Annotated in this window: 20 protein-coding genes and 1 tRNA gene; 11 read left to right on the top strand and 10 right to left on the bottom strand. The window is 56.5% G+C overall.

The window, feature by feature from the left end; all coding sequences use genetic code 11:
• Positions 1-83: 83 nt before the first annotated feature.
• Positions 84-683 carry a hypothetical protein gene (locus H6G07_RS05175; RefSeq protein ID WP_073607240.1) on the top strand — a complete coding sequence of 200 codons (600 nt, stop codon included), beginning with the start codon at positions 84-86 and terminating at the stop codon, positions 681-683.
• Positions 684-982: 299 nt separating this feature from the next.
• Here the strand turns inward: H6G07_RS05175 and H6G07_RS05170 are convergent.
• Positions 983-1,055: transfer RNA gene (locus tag H6G07_RS05170), tRNA-Ala, on the bottom strand.
• Positions 1,056-1,216: 161 nt separating this feature from the next.
• Here H6G07_RS05170 and H6G07_RS05165 point away from each other — a divergent pair.
• The 4 genes from H6G07_RS05165 to H6G07_RS05150 all read left to right on the top strand — a co-directional run bounded on the left by H6G07_RS05165 (position 1,217) and on the right by H6G07_RS05150 (position 5,336).
• Complete coding sequence (locus H6G07_RS05165) at positions 1,217-2,293, top strand: RuBisCO accumulation factor 1 (protein WP_073607241.1); 1,077 nt, start codon at positions 1,217-1,219, stop codon at positions 2,291-2,293.
• A 9-nt stretch (positions 2,294-2,302) separates the two neighbouring features.
• Complete coding sequence (locus H6G07_RS05160) at positions 2,303-2,512, top strand: hypothetical protein (protein ID WP_073607242.1); 210 nt, start codon at positions 2,303-2,305, stop codon at positions 2,510-2,512.
• Positions 2,513-2,638: 126 nt separating this feature from the next.
• Complete coding sequence (locus tag H6G07_RS05155; RefSeq protein WP_073607243.1) at positions 2,639-4,132, top strand: DEAD/DEAH box helicase family protein; 1,494 nt, start codon at positions 2,639-2,641, stop codon at positions 4,130-4,132.
• A 463-nt stretch (positions 4,133-4,595) separates the two neighbouring features.
• Positions 4,596-5,336, top strand: coding sequence for a hypothetical protein (locus H6G07_RS05150; protein ID WP_073607244.1), 741 nt, complete (start codon positions 4,596-4,598; stop codon positions 5,334-5,336).
• A 227-nt stretch (positions 5,337-5,563) separates the two neighbouring features.
• On the opposite strand, the gene secG is transcribed toward H6G07_RS05150, so the two are convergent.
• From secG to H6G07_RS05130, 4 genes are all read right to left on the bottom strand, one after another.
• On the bottom strand, positions 5,564-5,818 hold the full coding sequence (secG, locus tag H6G07_RS05145; RefSeq protein WP_073607245.1) for a preprotein translocase subunit SecG: 255 nt from the start codon (positions 5,816-5,818) through the stop codon (positions 5,564-5,566).
• 90 nt (positions 5,819-5,908) lie between these two features.
• Positions 5,909-7,507 carry a 2,3-bisphosphoglycerate-independent phosphoglycerate mutase gene (gene gpmI, locus H6G07_RS05140; RefSeq protein ID WP_073607246.1) on the bottom strand — a complete coding sequence of 533 codons (1,599 nt, stop codon included), beginning with the start codon at positions 7,505-7,507 and terminating at the stop codon, positions 5,909-5,911.
• Positions 7,508-7,795: 288 nt separating this feature from the next.
• Positions 7,796-9,505 (bottom strand): ABC transporter ATP-binding protein, encoded by a 1,710-nt coding sequence (locus H6G07_RS05135; protein WP_073607247.1) that lies wholly within the window; start codon positions 9,503-9,505, stop codon positions 7,796-7,798.
• A gap of 218 nt (positions 9,506-9,723) precedes the next feature.
• Positions 9,724-10,143, bottom strand: a complete 420-nt coding sequence (locus H6G07_RS05130; protein WP_073607248.1) for a hypothetical protein — start codon at positions 10,141-10,143, stop codon at positions 9,724-9,726.
• A gap of 298 nt (positions 10,144-10,441) precedes the next feature.
• Here H6G07_RS05130 and hisIE point away from each other — a divergent pair, with 298 nt between their 5' ends.
• The gene (gene hisIE, locus H6G07_RS05125; RefSeq protein WP_073607249.1) at positions 10,442-11,092 is read left to right on the top strand and encodes a bifunctional phosphoribosyl-AMP cyclohydrolase/phosphoribosyl-ATP diphosphatase HisIE; all 651 of its coding nucleotides are present in this window, start codon (positions 10,442-10,444) and stop codon (positions 11,090-11,092) included.
• 91 nt (positions 11,093-11,183) lie between these two features.
• On the opposite strand, the gene rsmG is transcribed toward hisIE, so the two are convergent.
• Both rsmG and H6G07_RS05115 read right to left on the bottom strand, forming a co-directional pair.
• Complete coding sequence (rsmG, locus tag H6G07_RS05120) at positions 11,184-11,909, bottom strand: 16S rRNA (guanine(527)-N(7))-methyltransferase RsmG (RefSeq protein ID WP_338420681.1); 726 nt, start codon at positions 11,907-11,909, stop codon at positions 11,184-11,186.
• A 22-nt stretch (positions 11,910-11,931) separates the two neighbouring features.
• Entirely contained in the window at positions 11,932-12,588 is a 657-nt protein-coding gene (locus H6G07_RS05115) for an ABC transporter ATP-binding protein (protein WP_073607251.1), read from the bottom strand.
• Positions 12,589-12,888: 300 nt separating this feature from the next.
• Between H6G07_RS05115 and H6G07_RS05110 the strand changes: the two genes are divergently transcribed.
• Entirely contained in the window at positions 12,889-13,824 is a 936-nt protein-coding gene (locus H6G07_RS05110) for a Sll0314/Alr1548 family TPR repeat-containing protein (RefSeq protein ID WP_199311918.1), read from the top strand.
• 59 nt (positions 13,825-13,883) lie between these two features.
• Positions 13,884-14,336, top strand: coding sequence for a DUF3531 family protein (locus tag H6G07_RS05105; RefSeq protein WP_073607252.1), 453 nt, complete (start codon positions 13,884-13,886; stop codon positions 14,334-14,336).
• A gap of 174 nt (positions 14,337-14,510) precedes the next feature.
• Here H6G07_RS05105 and H6G07_RS05100 read toward each other — a convergent pair whose 3' ends face one another.
• Positions 14,511-15,506 (bottom strand): ribose-phosphate pyrophosphokinase, encoded by a 996-nt coding sequence (locus H6G07_RS05100; RefSeq protein WP_280522643.1) that lies wholly within the window; start codon positions 15,504-15,506, stop codon positions 14,511-14,513.
• 180 nt (positions 15,507-15,686) lie between these two features.
• On the opposite strand from H6G07_RS05100, the gene gloA2 reads away from it, so the two are divergent.
• Entirely contained in the window at positions 15,687-16,076 is a 390-nt protein-coding gene (gene gloA2, locus H6G07_RS05095) for an SMU1112c/YaeR family gloxylase I-like metalloprotein (protein WP_073607254.1), read from the top strand.
• Here the strand turns inward: gloA2 and H6G07_RS05090 are convergent, their stop codons facing one another.
• Positions 16,077-16,394, bottom strand: a complete 318-nt coding sequence (locus H6G07_RS05090) for a DUF3067 family protein (protein ID WP_073607255.1) — start codon at positions 16,392-16,394, stop codon at positions 16,077-16,079.
• 137 nt (positions 16,395-16,531) lie between these two features.
• Complete coding sequence (locus tag H6G07_RS05085) at positions 16,532-16,717, bottom strand: hypothetical protein (protein ID WP_139296927.1); 186 nt, start codon at positions 16,715-16,717, stop codon at positions 16,532-16,534.
• A 139-nt stretch (positions 16,718-16,856) separates the two neighbouring features.
• On the opposite strand from H6G07_RS05085, the gene petC reads away from it, so the two are divergent.
• Entirely contained in the window at positions 16,857-17,399 is a 543-nt protein-coding gene (petC, locus tag H6G07_RS05080; RefSeq protein ID WP_073607256.1) for a cytochrome b6-f complex iron-sulfur subunit, read from the top strand.
• 76 nt (positions 17,400-17,475) lie between these two features.
• Positions 17,476-18,441, top strand: coding sequence for a cytochrome f (gene petA / locus H6G07_RS05075; RefSeq protein ID WP_139296928.1), 966 nt, complete (start codon positions 17,476-17,478; stop codon positions 18,439-18,441).
• Positions 18,442-18,467 lie beyond the last annotated feature (26 nt).

The following is an 18,467-nucleotide window of genomic DNA, read 5'->3' as shown; positions in this document are numbered from 1 at the left end:
GATCTAGTGTATTGCTTTGAGCGTCATCACCTGTAAAATAGGACAAATTCAATGAACACCAGAGACCCCTTTCTCTGGCGGCGATGCTCAACTCTCCTGACTCGAATGCGACGATAAATTCAGAAACCAAAAATCCCTATGGCATCAGTAGCGATCGACTAGACCGGATAGAAGCTCTGCTGGCCACCCTGGCAGAGAGCCAGGCACGCACTCTGGCTATCGTCGAGGAGAATGCTGCTGGCCTGCGAGAAACCCGCGCCATCGCCGATAGCAACACCCGCGCAGTTGAGGCATGGAGAAATCGCGTTAAGCAGGTGAAGGTAGATACCGAGGAGGCGACTGGCTTTACCAGAGCTGACCTAGGCGTGAGAATCGAGGACAACCAGGGTGTTGGCCGGGCACGCTTTGACCAGCTCCACGAGGAGCATAATCAGCGCTTCAACACCCTAATGGAAGAGGCTAGGGCTGACCGACAACGCGCTGACCGCAAGCAGGAGTTGCATACCCAGCGCTTCTACACCCTGCTGGATGAGGCTAGGGCCGACCGGCGGCGAATTGATGAGGCATTGGCCAGGGGTGACCGCGCCCGCGCCCGCAATGAAAGTGAGCATCGGGCCTTCCGTGAGACGGTTCGAGCCATGCTCGCAGAGATTGCCCGATTGTCGCAACGGGTGGCTGAATAGACCTAAACCTCGCAAAATTCGACCTCCAGGTGGTGCACCACCTGGAGGTCGAATTTTGGCAGCATCGCGCGCGATTAATACCGAGGAGCCTGACCCTAGCAATCGTAACTGGGAGGCATATAGTACCAATGCATTATAATTTTTTTGGAATTCTCAGAGTGATTTGGAACCATATCCTTACCAAAACATGGGAAGCATAAGCGTACCACGCAGTTTTGGAAGCATAAGCGTACCAAACGAGTACGCTTATGGGTAAACGCACAGCTGCCACTCAACGTCACATACTTCTCGTATATCTATGGAGCTAAGCGGATTCGAACCGCTGACCCCTTGCATGCCATGCAAGTGCTCTACCAACTGAGCTATAGCCCCTTGTGCGTCAACTCTTTCGCTGAGCGCATCAACAATAGTGACCTACGGGGGGTACCGTCGTCAACCCCAAATTTTCCCTGAGTTTTATTCGACGGTAGCGGTGAAGGGCAGCCATCCGCGATAGAGTCAGGAAGACTGTAAGTATTCACGTGGCAATGGCAATGGTTTATCCTGGTTCTTCGTCTCCCCCCGATGCCGATGCGGTGCAGGATGTTTTGCTGCGGCTGCGGCGTAAGGAGGGCACCTGGGTGAACTGGGCCCAGGGCTGCCAGGCGCTGCAAAAGGCGCGGTACACCCCCCAGCAAATTTTTGAAGAAACCGGCTTTGAGCCCATTCACCAAAACCAGATCATGGTGGCGGAGCAGGTCTACCAATCCATTCTCAAGATAGGGGTGGCGGAGGCGACCGTGGCCCACTTTACCGAGCGGGGCAGCGACGCGCTTTATGAGCTGCGGGTGCTTTCCCAGGGCGATCGCGCCGCCACCGCCGACTTTATTCGTCAGCACGGCATCGACTCTGAGGAGGTGCGCGATCTGGTAAAGCCGATCAAAGAATATGCCTACCGCAAAGACAAGCCCGAGGGCTTTAGCGATGGGCCGGGGGATGCGATCGCCTACCACTTTTGGAAGCTGGCCCGCCAAAACGATGACCTGCAAGATCGCTCGCGCCTGATTGCCCAAGGCCTGCGCTTTGCCCAGAGCCCCACCGCCCGCCAGCACATCGAAAAGCTGCTGACCGACTTTACGGTCGTCAAAGACCGCCCTGCCCCCCGGCTGCCCCTCTACCGGCTCGAAACCGAAAGCGAACTGCCGCGCATGATCCCCGTGGTGGGGCAGATGCCGCTGACGGTGGATGACCTGAAGGCGGTGCCCGTGGTGGTGGCGGAAGAACCCTTCAGCATGGTCAGCGCCAACGGGGCCAGCGCCTGGATAGCGGTACCCGGCTGGCAGGTGATCTTTCGCGCTGAAGATCCGGTGGGCATTCTCACCCAGGCCCGGCAGTTGCCCAACTATCCCGCCGATGCCGCCGATGACACGGTGCTGGTGGTGGTCGATCGCAGCGATCGCACCTGGGATGACGACGGCTACTTTCTCACCGCCGAGGGCGATCAGCTCGCCCTAGTTTGGTCACCGAACCCCATTGAAACCCCCATCTTGGGCAAAATGATTCTGATTCTGCGGCCCAAGCGCATTTTGGATGAAAACTACAACCGCGAACTCTGGCAGCTAGACGAATAGGAGACAGCTATGGGCCTCGAACGACGCTTATCGCGCACCATGTTCTTGAATACCGAGATCGTGGAGCTGCGACAGATGTGCTTTACCCCCGGTCGCGTGTTTGAACCGGGTAAATATATTGCGGGCGACCTGCCTGACACCGCCTTTGAAATGGGTCTGGTAGACAAGCTGCCGCCAGTGCGGGGCAAGAGTGAGGAGATTGGGAACGCGCCGGAGTGAAGTGGACGGTGAGAGACGGTGAGGAAGGTAGGGGAGATGGAGAGGGTGAGACGGCCTGAGCTGTAGCTTGCCGGAATCCTTCAGGTCAGCCTCCCGCTACAATAACCCCAGTAGCCATTAACCACCATGGGGCGCACACCCACCCTCACCTACGATCGCGGTACCCTGATTCTGCATCCACCGCCGCGAGGCAAAAGCTGGGTAGACTTCGCCCACTGGGACGATCGCATCGAGAAGTTTCGCATCCCCGCTCAGCAGTATCGCGCTCTGGTCGAAAGGCTGCGGGCTGAGCAAGTAACCTTCAATGACCAGGCCCACACCTTTAAGCCGCTCGATCTTGATCCCCGGCTGAGTCTAGAACCCTACCCCCACCAAACAGAAGCTCTCCAGGCCTGGATCGACCAACGCTGGCGGGGCGTAGTGGTGCTGCCCACCGCCAGCGGCAAAACCTTTCTGGCCCAGATGGCGATGCAGGCCACGCCTCGACCGACACTGATCACCGTGCCGACATTGGACTTAATGCACCAGTGGTATGCCCATTTAGAGGCAGCCTTTCCCGATGTCGAGGTGGGGCTTTTAGGTGGGGGATCAAAGGATCGCACCCCGATTTTAGTCGCCACCTACGACAGCGCCGCCATCCACGCCGAGAGTTTGGGCAACCAGTATGCCCTGCTGATCTGTGACGAGTGCCACCACCTACCCAGCGACTTTAATCGGGTGATTGCGGAATATTCCATCGCGCCCTATCGCCTGGGGCTCACTGCCACCCCCGATCGCGCCGACGGACGCCATGAGGATTTGACCCATCTGCTGGGACCAGTGGTTTATGCCAAATCAGCGGCGGATCTGTCGGGGGATGCCCTGGCTCCGTTTCAGATTGTGCCGATTCGGGTGAAGCTGTCGAACCAGGAGCGATCGCGCTACGACCAGCTAATCGCCCAGCGCAACCGCTTTTTGCAGGAGGCCAACATCTGGCTCAGCTCGGCCCAGGGGTGGCAGCGGTTTGTGCGGGCCAGTGCCCAATCTCCAGGGGGGCGACGAGCGATGCTGGCCCACCGAGAGGCGCGGGCGATCGCCCTGGGCACCGAAGGCAAACTACGAGTGCTGGCCGACCTGCTCGCTCAACACCACCCCGATCGCACGATCATATTTACTAATGACAATGCTACGGTTTACCACATTTCCGAAACCTTCCTGATCCCCGCAATTACCCACCAAACGCCAGTCAAAGAGCGCCACGCCATTCTCCAAGATTTTCGCAGTGGTCAGTACCCTACCCTGGTGGTTAGCCACGTACTCAACGAAGGGGTGGATGTGCCTGAGGCACGGGTAGCCATTTTGCTCTCCGGCAGCGGCTCCACGCGCGAGTATGTGCAGCGGCTGGGGCGAATTTTACGCAAGGGCAGCGGCAACAAGCAGGCCATGCTTTACGAAGTGGTGGCCGAAGAAACTACCGAAGAAGCCATCTCCAACCGTCGCCGCCAGGGGGTACAGCCGTCGCCCACTAGCCCTCGTCAGCTAACGTTGGTGCCGGTGAAGCCGGTCTACAGCGCTGATCCCCTACCGGCTGTGCCGCGAGCCGCAGAAGCACCGCCCCTACCTCCCCCTGAGCCAGAGTAAGCAATCACCTATGCCCCAAAAATAATCCCAAAGATAGTGGACATCGGTGTGCTCAGAAAGCTTCTCAAACGCTATCTTAGTAGTAAGCTAAAGTCTTGCTAGAAGAGGGTTGTCGGCGATCGCGCCCTAGCCTTATATCAGAGCTTTGCCCACGGCTCAGTGCCGTGTTTGTTAACCTCGGGCTTTCCCCCCACAGCCCTACGTGTCGGGCTTGCCCCAGTTAACAAAAGTCCAGTCACGAGCTAGGCAAACCTGGTGGTCTAGTTCTTTGACCCGCTGTGGTTAAACAGCAGGCCAATAACCCGCCGCTTACTGCCGGATTTGAGCCTTAACTCCTATCCACTTGGAAAATAGCTCGCTTGGGTTCTCGGACTCTTGGCAGCGTGGCTGCACCTGTTTCATTGCTTTGGCGCTTGCTCTAACGCCAAGCATTCTTGCTTTCTCCATCCCCACCTACCCTTCGATGAGTCACCTGTTTGCTACGGCTTTGCTTCTTACCCTTGGTGTTGGTTCAGCGGGGTTGTTAACCGTTTCTGCCCAGCCGACCCAGGCTCAGGCGTTTAACTCCATTAGCCCTTTGCAGTCCGGGCTAATGGGCACTGGCTCTGCGGTGCCAGCTCTTGACAACTATTTAGCTCAAGTAGAAGCGCCCCTAGTAGCAGAAGCGGGGATCGCAGAGATTGGAACTACCTCTCTAGGTAAGCAAGACCGGTCTTTGGATGCGATCGCCGCCACGATTTGTGCCCATCTACCTGAGTGGGAGCGCCCCTCGGCGATCGCTCAAACTAAGCAGCTAGAAGCCATGCCCTACTACGGTGAAGTACTCGATACCGATCCCATGATTGAGCTAGCCAAAGCCTGGTGGAGTCACGAAGCCTTTGTGTTTACCACCTACGGACTCAGCGCCCGCACCGATCCCCTTTACCTCTCTGGCGTGTGGACGGCGATGGATGACTTGTGGGACTGCTATAGCGGGGATCAACCCGAGCAGATTAACCAGGGAGAGCTGGCAGAAATGTGGCTGCTGCATCACCGCTTGGTCAACCTAGAATGGCAAGACGATCAGTACTTGGTCACCGTTGAGCCTGTAGGCACTGGTTTACAGCTAGTGCAGTTTCCCCGTCGCGAGAGGGGGCAGAGGTTACCGTTAAGCATTGTCTCCACCACAGGTCAGGCTTTGGCGGTAATGTCTGGCGATTGGTGATCCCCACCGATAAATGGTCTATAGAAAAAGCCTCCGACTTAACTAAGTCAGAGGCTTTTTCCTGTTCTTTATCTTTGTAGGCTCTAATCAAGCCCGTTAGTTTCCTGGGACTTTCGGCTGCTTAGGGCAAACGGCGCGTGTCCCTACACAACTGCCCACCATTGAATCAAGGGTATTGAATCGAGCATAGGATGAGAACCGTTCCTATAGTCAGAAATTTAAGGCTTTTAAAGGGCAGGGGGCGTAGCCGCCACATCAAGCCAGCCCGCGCTCAGCACTACCGTCAGACCCATGAACAGCACGGTCAATGTCCAGGTGACGCGGTTAAGGGTGGTTTCAGCGCTTTTGGTGCTGGTAAATAGCTGGGCTTGGCCACCTAGGCCACCCAAACCATCGCCCTTAGGGCTGTGCAGCAGCACCATGGCCGTAAGGCCCACGGCGGCAACCATCCAGATAACTTTCAAAATTGTGGTGACTATCATCGCGTTCCTAGATTAACCTGCTCAAAATAATGCCCATTCTTCACTATACCCCAAGCTTCTCAGCCCTTCTAGATGCCCCTTGGGCTAGCACTAGCGGGAGAGTTTGACCGGGGTACGGTTGTTGCGAATTTCTACATCGGCGGGGAGAAACATTGAGCGCCCGGTCATTTCCTGGGGCTGGGGCAGACCCAGAATTTGCAGAATGGTCGGGGCAATGTCAGACAGCCGCCCGTCTTCGCGCAGGTTAACATCGCCACCGTAGGCAGGTACCTTGAGCTTCTCGCCTTCAACTAAAATAAATGGCACTGGGTTGGTGGTGTGAGCGGTCCAGGGCTTATGGTTTTCGTCCCACATCAGCTCGGCATTGCCGTGGTCAGCAATGATAATGGCGGTACCACCAGCCTTGCCAACACCGTCAATCAGGCGGCCCAGCTCGTGGTCAACGGCCTGGAGCGCCGTGATTGTAGACTCCATTTTGCCGGTGTGGCCGACCATGTCGGGGTTGGCGTAGTTGATCACCACCAGGGAATAAATCCCTTTTTGAATGGCCGCTAGGGCAGTGTTGGTTACCGCTTCTGCCGACATGGCCGGAGCCTTGTCGTAGGTTGCGACCATAGGACTCGATACCAGTTCCCGGTCTTCGCCCTCTAGGGGTTCTTCCAACCCACCGTTAAAGAAGTAGGTGACGTGGGCGTACTTTTCGGTCTCGGCGGTGCGAAACTGCTTAAGCCCATTGTTGGCCACTACTTCGCCCAAAATATTGCTCAGGTTTTGGGGCTGAAAGGCGACCTTTACCGGCATTTCTGGGTCGTACTGGGTCATGGTGACGAAGTTGGGCGGAGCGATTAACTCCCGCTCAAAGCCTTTGAAGTTGGGATCAACTAGAGCCTGGGTGAGCTGGCGAGCGCGATCGGGGCGGAAGTTAAAGAAGATCACGCCGTCCTCTGGGGCGATCGCACCGGGGGCCAGCCGCACTGGCTCGACAAATTCATCGTTGATCTCTTGTTCGTAGGATTCCATCAGGGCTTCCAGGGCGGTTTTGCCGCTGCCCTCGCCGGGGTCGGTCATCACTCGGTAGGCCTTCTCGACGCGATCCCAGCGGTTGTCGCGATCCATGGCGTAGTAGCGACCGCTGAGGGTGACCAAGCGGCCCAGGCCGAGTTGATCAACGTAATCCTGAATTTTTTGTACCGCCACCTGGCCTTCGGTAGGCTTGGTGTCACGACCGTCGGTGATGACGTGAACGCAAACCTCGTCAATGTCTTGGGCCTTGGCCATCTCCAGCAGACCAAACAGGTGTGAGAGGTGAGAGTGCACGCCCCCCTCAGAGCACAGCCCCACTAAGTGCAGCTTGCTGTTGCGGTAGCGCACCGCCTGACACACCTCTAGTAGAGCCTCGTTCTCTTGCAGGGTGCCGTCTTCTACGGCATCAGAGATCCGCACCAATTCTTGAGGCACAATACGCCCGGCTCCAATGTTGAGGTGGCCCACTTCGGAGTTCCCCATTTGACCGTCAGGCAGCCCCACATCTTTGCCTGAGGTGCGAATCAGGGTGTGGGGATAAGCGGCCCATAGACTGTCCATAACCGGAGTCTTTGCGGCAGCGACAGCGTTGCCGTCGGTGTTTTCCCGATATCCCCAGCCGTCGAGAATGATTAAAACCATCGGCGGGATTGACGCTTGACTCATAGGTAAGAATCCTTGGGAGTTGGACTAACGTCTCAGCGATCATACTATCCAGAAATTTGGCCCCAGTCTGAGCTGAGACGGCGCTGGAATGGTCATTTGTGGGGCGCTTCAAGCGATCGCGTCGGGTAAATACACGTTTAGTTCGCTGCTGAGGGAGCACACCCACAGCATGAAAAGCTAGCAACTGTACTTTAGACCCAGCCTAAACGCGCTTTACAAGCAAATGACCAGGTTAAGGTGCAATTTAAGAAAGATTTTTTATAAATTGCATATTACTCTACATCCGCGTCATTTTGTAGCGCCTGCTTTGCGTTTGGCCTGCTGCTGCTGGCGCTTGGCGTCGGCTTTGGCTTTTTTCTCAGCCTCCAGGGCGGCTCGCTTTTCGGCCTCGACCTCTTCCGCCACTTTATCGAGGTAGTAATGGTAGTCGCCCCGGTACAGGCGGAGTTCGCCATCGCGAATTTCCACAATTTTGGTGGCTACGCGGGAGATAAAGTAGCGATCGTGGGAGACCAGCAGCACCGTGCCGTCGTAGTGCTGGAGGGCTTCTTCCAACATTTCTTTGGCGGGGATATCGAGGTGGTTGGTGGGCTCGTCGAGCATCATCAGGTTGGCGGGGCGCAGCAGCATTTTGGCCAGGGCTAGGCGGGCCTTTTCGCCGCCGCTGAGGGCTTTGACTTGCTTAAAGGCCATGTCGCCTGTGAACAGAAAGCGCCCCAGCAGGGTGCGGACTTCTTCGTTAGTCCAGTCGGGCACTTCGTCGTGGATGGTGGCGATCACGGTTTTTTCGAGATCGAGGGCCTCGGCCTGATTTTGCTCAAAATAGCTGGGGATCACGTTGTGGTTACCCACTTCAACCCGGCCATCGGTGGGAGTTTCTAGCCCGGCGATCATCCGCAGCAGGGTCGATTTGCCCGAGCCGTTGTGGCCCAGAAAGGCGATGCGATCGCCCCGTTCAATCAATAAATTTGTCCCCAGAAACAGGATCTTCTCGTCGTAGTTGTGGGTGAGATCGCTAATGGTGACCACCTCGCGTCCGCTGCGGGGAGCGGGGGGAAAGCGGAAGTGCAGCGTGCGCACGCTGCCGGTAGGAGCCTCAATGCGCTCGACTTTATCGAGCTGCTTTTCGCGGCTTTTGGCCTGGGTGCTGCGGGTGGCGCTGGCCCGAAAGCGATCGACAAAGGCCTGCTGCTTGGCAATCTCTTTTTGCTGGCGCTCGAAGGTGCTGAGCTGGGCGGCCAGGCTTTCTTCTTTTTGGGTCAAGTAGGCGGTGTAGTTGCCCAGGTAGGTGGTCGAAACCCCTCGCTCGGTCTCAACGATCTGGGTGCAGAGGCGATCGAGAAATTCTCGGTCGTGGGAGACGATCACCATGGGGGTAGTGAGCTTTTTGAGATAGCCCTCCAGCCACTCAATGGTGTCGAGATCGAGGTGGTTGGTGGGCTCGTCGAGCAGCAGCACGTCGGGGGCTTGCAGCAAGATTTTGCCTAGGCCCATGCGCATCTGCCAGCCACCGCTAAACTCGCTGACGTAGCGATCGCCGTCGCTGGCCTCAAAGCCCATTTCGGGCAAAATTTTCTCAATCTGCGACTCTAGCCCATAGCCGCCCAGGGCATCAAATCGCCGCTGGAGCTTGTCTAGCTCGTGGATCAATCGGTCTAGCTCGTCGGGATCGGCGGTCTCCATCAGGGTGGGAATGTGGTGCAGCTTTGACTGCACTTCGTTGGCCTCTTTAAACACTGTCCAAAATTCGTCGCGCACGGTGTGGCTGGGGTCAACCTCAAACTCTTGCGACAGGTAGGCAATCTTGAGGTCAGCGGGACGGATGATGGTGCCCGTGGTGGGCTCAATCTTACCGGTGATAATTTTGAGCTGGGTCGATTTGCCGGCACCGTTGACGCCAACGAGACCAATGCGATCGCCTGGCTTCACCTCCCAGTTCACGTCCTTGAGAACCTCCCCGGTGGGATAAATCTTGCTGATGTGCTCTAAACGCAGCATGGGTGGCTCCAAAGGCGGGGAGTAAACGAATCTTTACCAAAGGTAACGAAAAATGGGCCCAGGTTGTTGACTCTTGCGCTATCTGGCTAATTCATCTTTGAGAGAAAAATCTATTGCCGTAATTTTTCCATAAAAATGAGGACAAAAAAGGACGCAGCCTAGCTGCGTCCCCGTTATTTATTGGCAGGGCTTTAGCCCTAGAAGAAAAGACCCATTGACTACTTCTTCATGTCCTTAGCCATTTTGCGAAACATGTCGAGGTTAGTATCGACCTTGCGGCGCTCGGCGCTAGCATCCTTCTTGACAGCAGGTTGAATAGAAACTTCAGACGGGGCAATCTTTTCCACAGCTAGGCCCTGCTCCTGCAGTCTTTTGGCCTCTAGCGCAGAAATCTGACGAATGCTCTCTTTTTCTACGGTTTCGCCCCGCTTTTTGGCGAAGGTGCGGCGCACAGTTTTAGACGAGCGCATGTACTCGATGTTGCCGTAGCTCTTAGCATCATCTTCGTTTAAAAAATAAGCTCCCCCCACCTGTTTGATGGTGGGCTGTTGAGGAGCAGGCTTTTGCCGTACGGGGCGATCTGCTTCTCCGGGGTTCTTAGCTTTGCCGCTAAACAGCCCGCGAATAAATCCAGTCATGAAGCTCTCCTGCGTCTGTAGATAGTAGGGTCGAATGAGCCCAGCCCTTGGGCAAAGCGCCCCTGATCAGGGCAGATGGCCAGACTGGACTTAGCTGAAGGTTTGTTAATTACTATGTTAACTTTTGTTGGCAGAAAAGTTGGTAGCAAATTGGCCTAATCCGCGTTTTGTATCAGGTTGAGCGTTTATGAGAGTGGCCTCTGGGTTGAGACGCAGTGACTCGCCCTTTCTGGAGCGTGAGAGCAGGGCGAAGGCAAAGAAATACTAGAGTGGGTAAGGATGTTTTGCCGCCCGTACCATGGTCACCTCTCCGTCTTCACCCTTTGCCGCCGCTGTGCCCGTCGATCGCATTTGCTACAACGACCAGGGGCTAGTGCCTGCCATTGTGCAAGACCACCTTGATGGCACAGTGCTGATGATGGCCTGGATGAACGCCGAATCGCTCCAGCGCACCCTAGACAGCGGCGAAACCTGGTTTTGGAGCCGATCGCGCCAAGAGTTTTGGCACAAGGGCGAAACCTCCGGCCACGTGCAGCGGGTCAAGGCCATCCGCTACGACTGCGACAGCGATGCCCTGCTAGTGACTGTCGAACAACTGGGCGACATCGCCTGTCACACGGGCGAGCGCAGCTGCTTTCACCAAGTAGACGACCACAAGATCGCGCCCCCTGCCGATACTTTGTCTCAGGTGTTTGGGGTGATCTGCGATCGCCGCGACCACCCCAACCCCGACTCCTACACCTGCAAGCTGCTGGCCGGGGGTGACAACAAAATTCTCAAAAAAATTGGCGAAGAAGCCGCCGAAGTCGTAATGGCCTGCAAGGACGATGACGCCGATGCGATCGCTGGAGAAGCCGCCGACCTGATGTATCACACCCTCGTTGCCCTGGCCCACCACGGGGTCGATATTAAAGACGTGTACCGCAAGCTTCAGGAGCGGAGACGGTAATGTGAGTGGATGAGTAGGAGGGTGGATGAGTGGATGGGTAGGGAGACAGAAAAGATACTGTATCTACCCCCCACTCCCTACCCATCCACCCCTACACCAGCGGCGTCTTCGACGGGATCCCCGGCAGGCGCGGAAACTTGTCTGGTGTGCGCTCTACCTTGGTGAGAATAACGTTGTGGCGAACGCCCTGGGTGAGGGGTGTCGTCTGCGATCGCACCTCCAATAGTTTGCCGCCCAGACGTGGCAGGATGGCCGTCAATCCAGCTTCCTCATCTGCCGACCACTGACCTCGGTAGAGAATGGCTTGGCCGCCTAGAGTTAACAAGGGCAGGGCATACTCGGCACAGGTGTTGACGGGGCCGACGGCCCGTAGCAGAGCCAAGTCATAGGCTTCGCGGTGAATGGGCTGGTGGGCCACCTGCTCGGCTCGCTGGGGCAAAAAGCTGACGTTAGCGATCCCCAAAGTTTCACAGACGGTTTCAAGGGCGACGAGTTTTTTTCGGGTGGCGTCGAGCAGGGCGATCGCCCAGTGGGGAAACACCAGTGCCACGGGCAGCCCCGGGAAGCCGCCCCCGGTGCCAACATCAACTACCTTTAGCGGGTCGGTACTGGCTCCGGTCAGCCACGGGGCCACACCCTGGAGCGAATCCCACAGGTGCTTTTCCCAAAAATCCTCAGGGGTGGTGATGCGGGTCAGGTTGACCTGCTGGTTGGCCGCCAAAATAGCGTCGTAGAGCAGCTGAAAACTCTGCTGCTGGCGATCGCTGGGCTGCCAGTGCAGCGTGCTCTGCCAGCGATCGCTGGGGGAAGGTAGCATGTCCATAAAAATCCTAAAGTGCCTATCCGGCGGTGGTCGAAAGGGTTGTCGTCGGTACCGGAGCCAGACGGCCATGGTCAAGATGCCAACAGCGATCGGCGAGATCGGCCAGCTCGTCGGCATCGTGAGACACCACCAGCAGCGTCCAGTTTTGTTTGAGCTGCTTGAGCAGCGCAAGAATTTGCTGGCGCATCGACCAGTCTAGGCCAGCGGTGGGCTCATCTAGCAGCAGCAGATAGGGCTTGCGAATCAGCTGTACGGCTAGAGCCAGGCGGCGCTGCTGCCCGCCGCTGAGGGCGTGGGGCGCCGCCTTGAGGGAGAGCTGCTCTAACCCTACCGCCTGCAACGCTTGCTCAATCTGGTTACGCGCCATTTCTGGATGGCCCAAGCGTAGTTCCTCCAGCAGGCTGTGCCCGCAAAAGTGGCGCTCAGGAAACTGAAACACCAGCCCTGCTAGCTGCCGCAGTGCCTCCGGGTCAAGGTCTTGCTGCCGCCACTGAATCGCGCCTTGGGTAGGCTGGGCAAAGCCTGCCATCAGCTCTAGCAGCGTACTCTTGCCCGACCCGCTCGGTCCGTAGATCAGCCCTAGCTGCTGGGGCGCTAGCTCTAGGGAAATATCCTGCAAAATGGCCCTGGGGCTGGCCGGGGGGTGATAGGTCAGTTGGCGAAGATAGAGCATTCCACCCGCACAGTAAAACAGTAGACAAGTCAACTAGATGCTGCGAAAACCGGTACAGCTACTATGGCCGATAGCCGATACCTTCTCCAGTGTGCCCTACTGGGTTGCCATTGGTAGAGGCCGGGGCCGGTTTGCCGAGAGCTAGGCCAGTGTAGCTTCTGTAACATTACCGCTGCAAACCCCCAAGCAATTCGCCACAATTGGGCCATCAGGTATCACGATGGCTGATTGAGCAGGCATCTTTCCCTCCAAGTCATACGGTTCCGTTTTGATGTTCAGGTCGTAAGGGGTAATTGATTTATGGTTTTTCACGTTCGCCTGGCTCCATCTCGATTGAGTTTGCGGCTAAAAGCACTGTCTGCTGGTGCTCTCACCACAGCCTTTTTAGCGCTTGCTCCCCTGTCGGCCCATGCTGGGGATCCGTTTCGCCCCAACGATCCCCACGAAATTGGCGACAAGACTGAGGCCGTTTTCAACGCGCTCTTTTATGAAGGCAACTACACCGCAGCCCAGTCATTAGTTGGGCAGGCGATCGCCGCTGAGCCCGATGAGCCGATGAACTACGCCATCGCAGCAGCCCTTGGCTACCTCAACAAAGATTTAGACAAGCTGGCCGAACAGGCCCGCCTTACCCAGCAAACGGCCACCGCTCTCAAAGAATCAGACCCCCTCCGTGGCCACCTCTACACCTCTGTAGGCATTTTTATGGAAGGTGCCCATGTTCTGCAAACCCAGGGGATCGCTCGTGGCACTCCCTCGGCCCTGCGCCTGCTACAGCGGGTTTTTAGCGAGCTAGCGGCGGCGGAGCGCATCGACGCCAACGACCCAGAACTCAGCCTGCTCAAAGGCTTCATGGATTTGCTGCTGGCGGTCAATCTGCCCTTTGCTAACCCCGACCAGGCGATCGCTCGGCTGCAAAACGGCAACCCTGCCTATTTGTCCCACCGGGGTGTTGCTATTGGCATGCGTGACCTAGGGCGCTATGACGAAGCCTTGGCCGAGGTCGATAAAGCGCTAACCGCTGCCCCCAACAATCCTGATTTGATCTATCTCAAGGCTCAGATTCTATTTCTTCAGCAGAAGTACGACGCCAGTCTGCCCCTATATAAGTCGGCGTTGACCTACGCGGATCAGCTACCGGCCTCAACAGTGCAGCAAATTACGCTTGAGGCTTGCCAAGCTGAGGGCATCGCTGGAGAGGTCTGCGTGGAGCGATCGCGCAATCCCCAGCCCTAGCCCCCATCAGTTCGAGTAAGTTAAGCCCTATGCTGAGTAATGCAGTATGGGGCTTAACTATGCAGGTTGAATTTCGCGAGTGCGACTTCTTTAACCTTTGGATCTGGCTCAAATTTGAAACCGTGCCCTCCTCCATGGAGCAGCAGTACATCGATGAAGTCTTTTCGTCGTGGTTTTTCTTGGGCAAGCTGGGGGGCTTTAATGCCGAAAACCTTCAGGTGCAAGATACGGGCCTCGATATCAGCTACCTGCCCTACAACGAAGAGCAGTTGAGCAACAGCATGCTCTCGGTGATGCACAACATGGGCGAAGTCGAGTATGAAGGGCTCTGGGCCCGCTGCTGGCTCGATCTGGGCACCAGCGATGCCCTGGCTATTGACGTTTTGATCAACACCCTAGAGCAGTTCAGCCGCGAGTATGTGGTGATCGAGACCTGCTACATCGGGGGCGAAAACGCCGACTGGCCAATTCCAGGCAGTGGGCAGCCCGAGTTTGTTGACGAAGACGCCTAGCCCGTCCCACTGACCTTGGCAGTTCCGAGAAACCACAAAAAGGGGATGCCATCAGGTATCCCCTTTTTTGTGCAGCATCATGGCTGCGATTTGCGCAGCGTAAAGCCTGCGGCATCTCAGAAACAGGAACTCACTCGGCACGAGTATCCGTTCCGGAATCGCCCAGTCTAGCTGCTAACGAAACATGCTGCTGACGGAGCTTTCTTCGTGGATGCGCCAGATAGCTTCACCCAGCAAATTTGCCATTGACAGCACTGTCAACTGCGGAAACTGCCGCGCGGCCGTCATCGGGATCGTGTTGGTGACGATCACTTCTTCAAATAGCCCCGCCGATAGGCGCTCCACCGCCGGGGGAGAAAACACCGCATGGGTGGCGCAGGCATAAACCTGACGCGCCCCCTCCTGTTTGAGCAGGCGAGCCCCCTCACAGATCGTGCCAGCGGTGTCGATCATGTCATCGACTAGCACGGCAGTTTTGCCCCGCACGTCGCCCACCACGTTCATCACTTCTGCCACGTTGTGGGCCTGGCGACGCTTGTCGATGATGGCCAGAGGGGCGTCGTTGAGCTTTTTGGCAAAGGCGCGAGCGCGGGCCACCCCGCCCACGTCGGGGGAGACCACCACCAAGTCTTCCAGCTTTTTGCTGGAGATATAGTCAATCAGCACCGGGGTGCCGTAGACATGGTCGCAGGGAATATCGAAGTAGCCCTGAATTTGGGCGGAGTGGAGATCGATCGCCAACACTCGGCTGGCCCCAGCCTTGGTCATCAGGTTGGCCACCAGCTTGGCGGTGATTGACTCGCGCCCGGCTGTTTTGCGATCGGCGCGGGCATAGCCATAGTAAGGAATCACAGCGGTGATCTGCCGCGCCGAAGCCCGCCTACAAGCGTCGATCATAATCAGCAGCTCCATCAGGTGGTCATTCACCGGATAGCAGGTGGGCTGAATTAGATACACGTCACAGCCGCGAATCGACTCTTGAATCTGGATATAAACCTCACCATCGGCAAAGCGCTTACGCACCATAGGGCCGAGGTCTAGCCCTAGGTAGCGAGCCACTTCGCGCGCCAGGTCAACGTTGGCCGAGCCGGAAAAAAGTTTGAGGCGGTTGTTATCTCCGAAGTGCGATAGCGACGGAGTTTGCATCGGCAAAGTGGCGGAACGGATCACATCAGGCCCTCTGAGCATGTTCACCTAGGAAATCGTAGCATTCCAGTCTAAAAAGCTTCTGAGCAATTATCCTTAAAATGCTGTTGTGCCATGCCGCTTGGGCATGCCATGAGGCCAGCGTTCCCCCGCAGGGCAAACTGCTATCCTGAAGCGCATGGCACTCAAATATCTTAATGAGTGATGGCATTTTGTCAGGGGATTCACCACATTGCGATCATCTGTAGCAATTACGCTCAGTCTAAGCAGTTTTACACCCAGGTGCTGGGCTGCGCTGTGGTACGAGAGACCTATCGAGCCGAGCGCCAGTCCTACAAGCTTGATCTGCGCCTAGCCGATGGAATTCAGATTGAGCTGTTTTCCTTTCCCCACCCGCCACCCCGTCCGTCCCAGCCAGAAGCCCGGGGTCTGAGGCATTTAGCCTTAGTTGTTGAGGATCTAGAGGCGGCTATTCAGCACCTTCACGCTTGTCAGGTGACAACAGAAGAAATTCGGCTAGATGAATTAACGGGCAAACGCTTTGTCTTTTTTCAAGACCCTGACCAGCTACCCATCGAGCTGTACGAGCGCTAGTTAAAACTCATCGGTTAGCCACTCTGAGGCGCGTTCCCCTAGGGGTAGGAGAATGCTGACCGCTTTGCCTAGCCGGGGGCGATCGCGCGTTTCGGCAATCTGCTGCTGCACATACTCCACCTGTCCCCACTCGTACAGATAGAGCATGACCTGATTGAGGTGGGCCAAATACTCCTCTTCACTGAGGGGAAACGACACCTGCTCTAGGTATCGCCACATCACCTGAAGAAATATCTTGCCCTGGGTACGCCGAAACTGAATGTCAAAGGAGTAGCCCCATTTGTCTATTAACAGCGCTTGTAAATCTGCCCCTGTCACGCCCCTACCTCTGTTCTAGCTATCGTTGTCGCATATACATTTCTTTACGATACGTCCTAGTGGTCAACCTCCCTTACACCGAGGCTTCACTAGCCAAAAATGAGCATATAACAGAAAAAAATAGGATCTTTTAGGTCTTAAAGCTCTTTTTGACTTTTAAGGGTGTCTTTTTGTCCCTTTTTATCGCTTATACCTGCTTTCCCTGGGGTTTTGAGATTATGACTATGCGATCGCCCCCTCGCTTTTACTTTCGGCAGGGATTTTCTGAGAACAGCAAGGTGCAATAATACGATTGGTAAAGCTAAAGGCGTGGTCAGCGACATCGGGACTGCTCCACATTGGTGCCCCGTAAAGGGCTTGCCAGGCTAGCGTAACGGGTTCACGCATCCGCTTGTTTAGCCTTGCTCAGCTACCGCCGTTGATAGCTGTTATTCATTTGAAACAGGTATACCAGTCTGGATTATGACTCAAGTTTCTGGAACCTCCGATGTCCCTGATTTGGGGCGACGCCAATTTATGAACCTGCTGCTGCTGGGGGCCGCCTCTGGGGCCGTCGGGGGCATGCTCTATCCCGTTATTAAATACTTCATCCCCCCCTCGAGTGGTGGTGGTGGCGGTGGGGTCACCGCCAAAAATGAGCTGGGCAACGATGTGATTGCCAGCCAATTTGTGGCGGCTCACAACCCCGGCGATCGCGTCCTGGTGCAGGGCCTCAAGGGCGATCCCACCTACCTGGTGATTCAGGAGAGCGGTTCCCTAGAGAGCTACGGCATCAGCTCGATCTGTACCCACCTGGGCTGTGTGGTTCCCTGGAACGCCAGCGAAAACAAGTTCATGTGTCCGTGCCACGGCTCTCAGTACGATGCCACCGGCAAAGTAGTGCGCGGCCCAGCGCCCCTGTCTTTGGCCCTGGCCCATGCCGATGTCACCGACGACGATAAGGTGACCCTCAGCAATTGGACTGAAACCGACTTCCGCACCGGCGAGTCGCCCTGGTGGTCTTAGGCTAAGTCTGCGTGTTAGCAAGCTACAACGCCACACCCCCGTTGACATAACCCCAGTTGACATAACTTTTGAACGCATGAATAGACTCCCTTCGTTAATCAACGGCCTGCGCCCTCTCGCCATTACCTGCGCTGCGGTTCTGACGGTGTTGGCTGGCTGGCTAGCGGTGCCCCAGACCGCCGAGGCTTACCCGTTTTGGGCCCAAGAAAACTACGCCGTCCCTCGTGAGGCCACGGGCCGCATCGTGTGTGCCAACTGCCACCTGGCCGCCAAACCCACCAAGGTAGAAGTGCCCCAGTCAGTTCTGCCCGACTCTGTGTTTAAGCTAAAGGTTGAAATTCCCTACGATCTCAACACTCAGCAGGTGTTGGGCGACGGCAGCCGGGGCGGCCTCAACGTCGGTGCTGTAGTGGTTCTCCCCGAGGGCTTCAAAATTGCTCCCGCCGATCGCATCTCTGAGGAGCTGAAGGAAGAAGTTGGCAACACCTACTTCCTGCCCTACAGCGACACCCAGGAAAACATTGTCCTAGTCGGCCCGCTGCCCGGCGAACAGTACCAGGAAATTGTCTTCCCCGTACTGGCTCCCGACCCCGGTCAAGATAAGTCGGTCGCCTTTGGCAAGTATCAAATCCACGTTGGCGGCAACCGCGGTCGTGGCCAGGTCTACCCGACTGGTCAGGCCAGCAACAACACCGTTTATAACGCCACTGTGACCGGCACCGTTACCGACGTTGAGCCCCAGGCTGCGGGTGGCTACCAAGTCACCATCCAGGCAGACGCAGGCAACACCGTGACCGAAACCATTCCCGCTGGTCCTGAGCTACTTGTGGCTGAGGGTGACGTAGTGGAAGCCGGCAAGCCCCTGACCACCAACCCCAACGTGGGCGGCTTTGGTCAGATGGATGCTGAAATCGTGCTGCAAAGCCCCAACCGCATCAAAGGTCTAGTGGCCTTCCTGGCAGCGGTTATGCTGACCCAGATTATGCTGGTGCTGAAGAAGAAGCAGGTCGAGAAGGTTCAGGCGGCTGGCATGACCATGTAGGCTCTTCACAGCCTATTTGCCAAACT

The sequence above is a fragment of the Phormidium tenue FACHB-1052 genome (genome assembly GCF_014696675.1).
GTDB lineage: Bacteria > Cyanobacteriota > Cyanobacteriia > Phormidesmidales > Phormidesmidaceae > Nodosilinea > Nodosilinea tenuis_A.
This window is presented reverse-complemented; position numbering and strand designations above follow the sequence as displayed.

What these genes read in the sequence shown, in the direction of transcription:
- H6G07_RS05175 (WP_073607240.1), top strand. Translation starts at nt 84, where the DNA reads ATGCTCAACTCTCCTGACTCGAATGCGACGATAAATTCAGAAACCAAA.
- H6G07_RS05165 (WP_073607241.1), top strand. Translation starts at nt 1,217, where the DNA reads ATGGTTTATCCTGGTTCTTCGTCTCCCCCCGATGCCGATGCGGTGCAG.
- H6G07_RS05160 (WP_073607242.1), top strand. Translation starts at nt 2,303, where the DNA reads ATGGGCCTCGAACGACGCTTATCGCGCACCATGTTCTTGAATACCGAG.
- H6G07_RS05155 (WP_073607243.1), top strand. Translation starts at nt 2,639, where the DNA reads ATGGGGCGCACACCCACCCTCACCTACGATCGCGGTACCCTGATTCTG.
- H6G07_RS05150 (WP_073607244.1), top strand. Translation starts at nt 4,596, where the DNA reads ATGAGTCACCTGTTTGCTACGGCTTTGCTTCTTACCCTTGGTGTTGGT.
- secG (WP_073607245.1), bottom strand. Translation starts at nt 5,818, where the DNA reads ATGATAGTCACCACAATTTTGAAAGTTATCTGGATGGTTGCCGCCGTG.
- gpmI (WP_073607246.1), bottom strand. Translation starts at nt 7,507, where the DNA reads ATGAGTCAAGCGTCAATCCCGCCGATGGTTTTAATCATTCTCGACGGC.
- H6G07_RS05135 (WP_073607247.1), bottom strand. Translation starts at nt 9,505, where the DNA reads ATGCTGCGTTTAGAGCACATCAGCAAGATTTATCCCACCGGGGAGGTT.
- H6G07_RS05130 (WP_073607248.1), bottom strand. Translation starts at nt 10,143, where the DNA reads ATGACTGGATTTATTCGCGGGCTGTTTAGCGGCAAAGCTAAGAACCCC.
- hisIE (WP_073607249.1), top strand. Translation starts at nt 10,442, where the DNA reads ATGGTCACCTCTCCGTCTTCACCCTTTGCCGCCGCTGTGCCCGTCGAT.
- rsmG (WP_338420681.1), bottom strand. Translation starts at nt 11,909, where the DNA reads ATGCTACCTTCCCCCAGCGATCGCTGGCAGAGCACGCTGCACTGGCAG.
- H6G07_RS05115 (WP_073607251.1), bottom strand. Translation starts at nt 12,588, where the DNA reads ATGCTCTATCTTCGCCAACTGACCTATCACCCCCCGGCCAGCCCCAGG.
- H6G07_RS05110 (WP_199311918.1), top strand. Translation starts at nt 12,889, where the DNA reads ATGGTTTTTCACGTTCGCCTGGCTCCATCTCGATTGAGTTTGCGGCTA.
- H6G07_RS05105 (WP_073607252.1), top strand. Translation starts at nt 13,884, where the DNA reads ATGCAGGTTGAATTTCGCGAGTGCGACTTCTTTAACCTTTGGATCTGG.
- gloA2 (WP_073607254.1), top strand. Translation starts at nt 15,687, where the DNA reads ATGGCATTTTGTCAGGGGATTCACCACATTGCGATCATCTGTAGCAAT.
- H6G07_RS05085 (WP_139296927.1), bottom strand. Translation starts at nt 16,717, where the DNA reads ATGTCGCTGACCACGCCTTTAGCTTTACCAATCGTATTATTGCACCTT.
- petC (WP_073607256.1), top strand. Translation starts at nt 16,857, where the DNA reads ATGACTCAAGTTTCTGGAACCTCCGATGTCCCTGATTTGGGGCGACGC.
- petA (WP_139296928.1), top strand. Translation starts at nt 17,476, where the DNA reads ATGAATAGACTCCCTTCGTTAATCAACGGCCTGCGCCCTCTCGCCATT.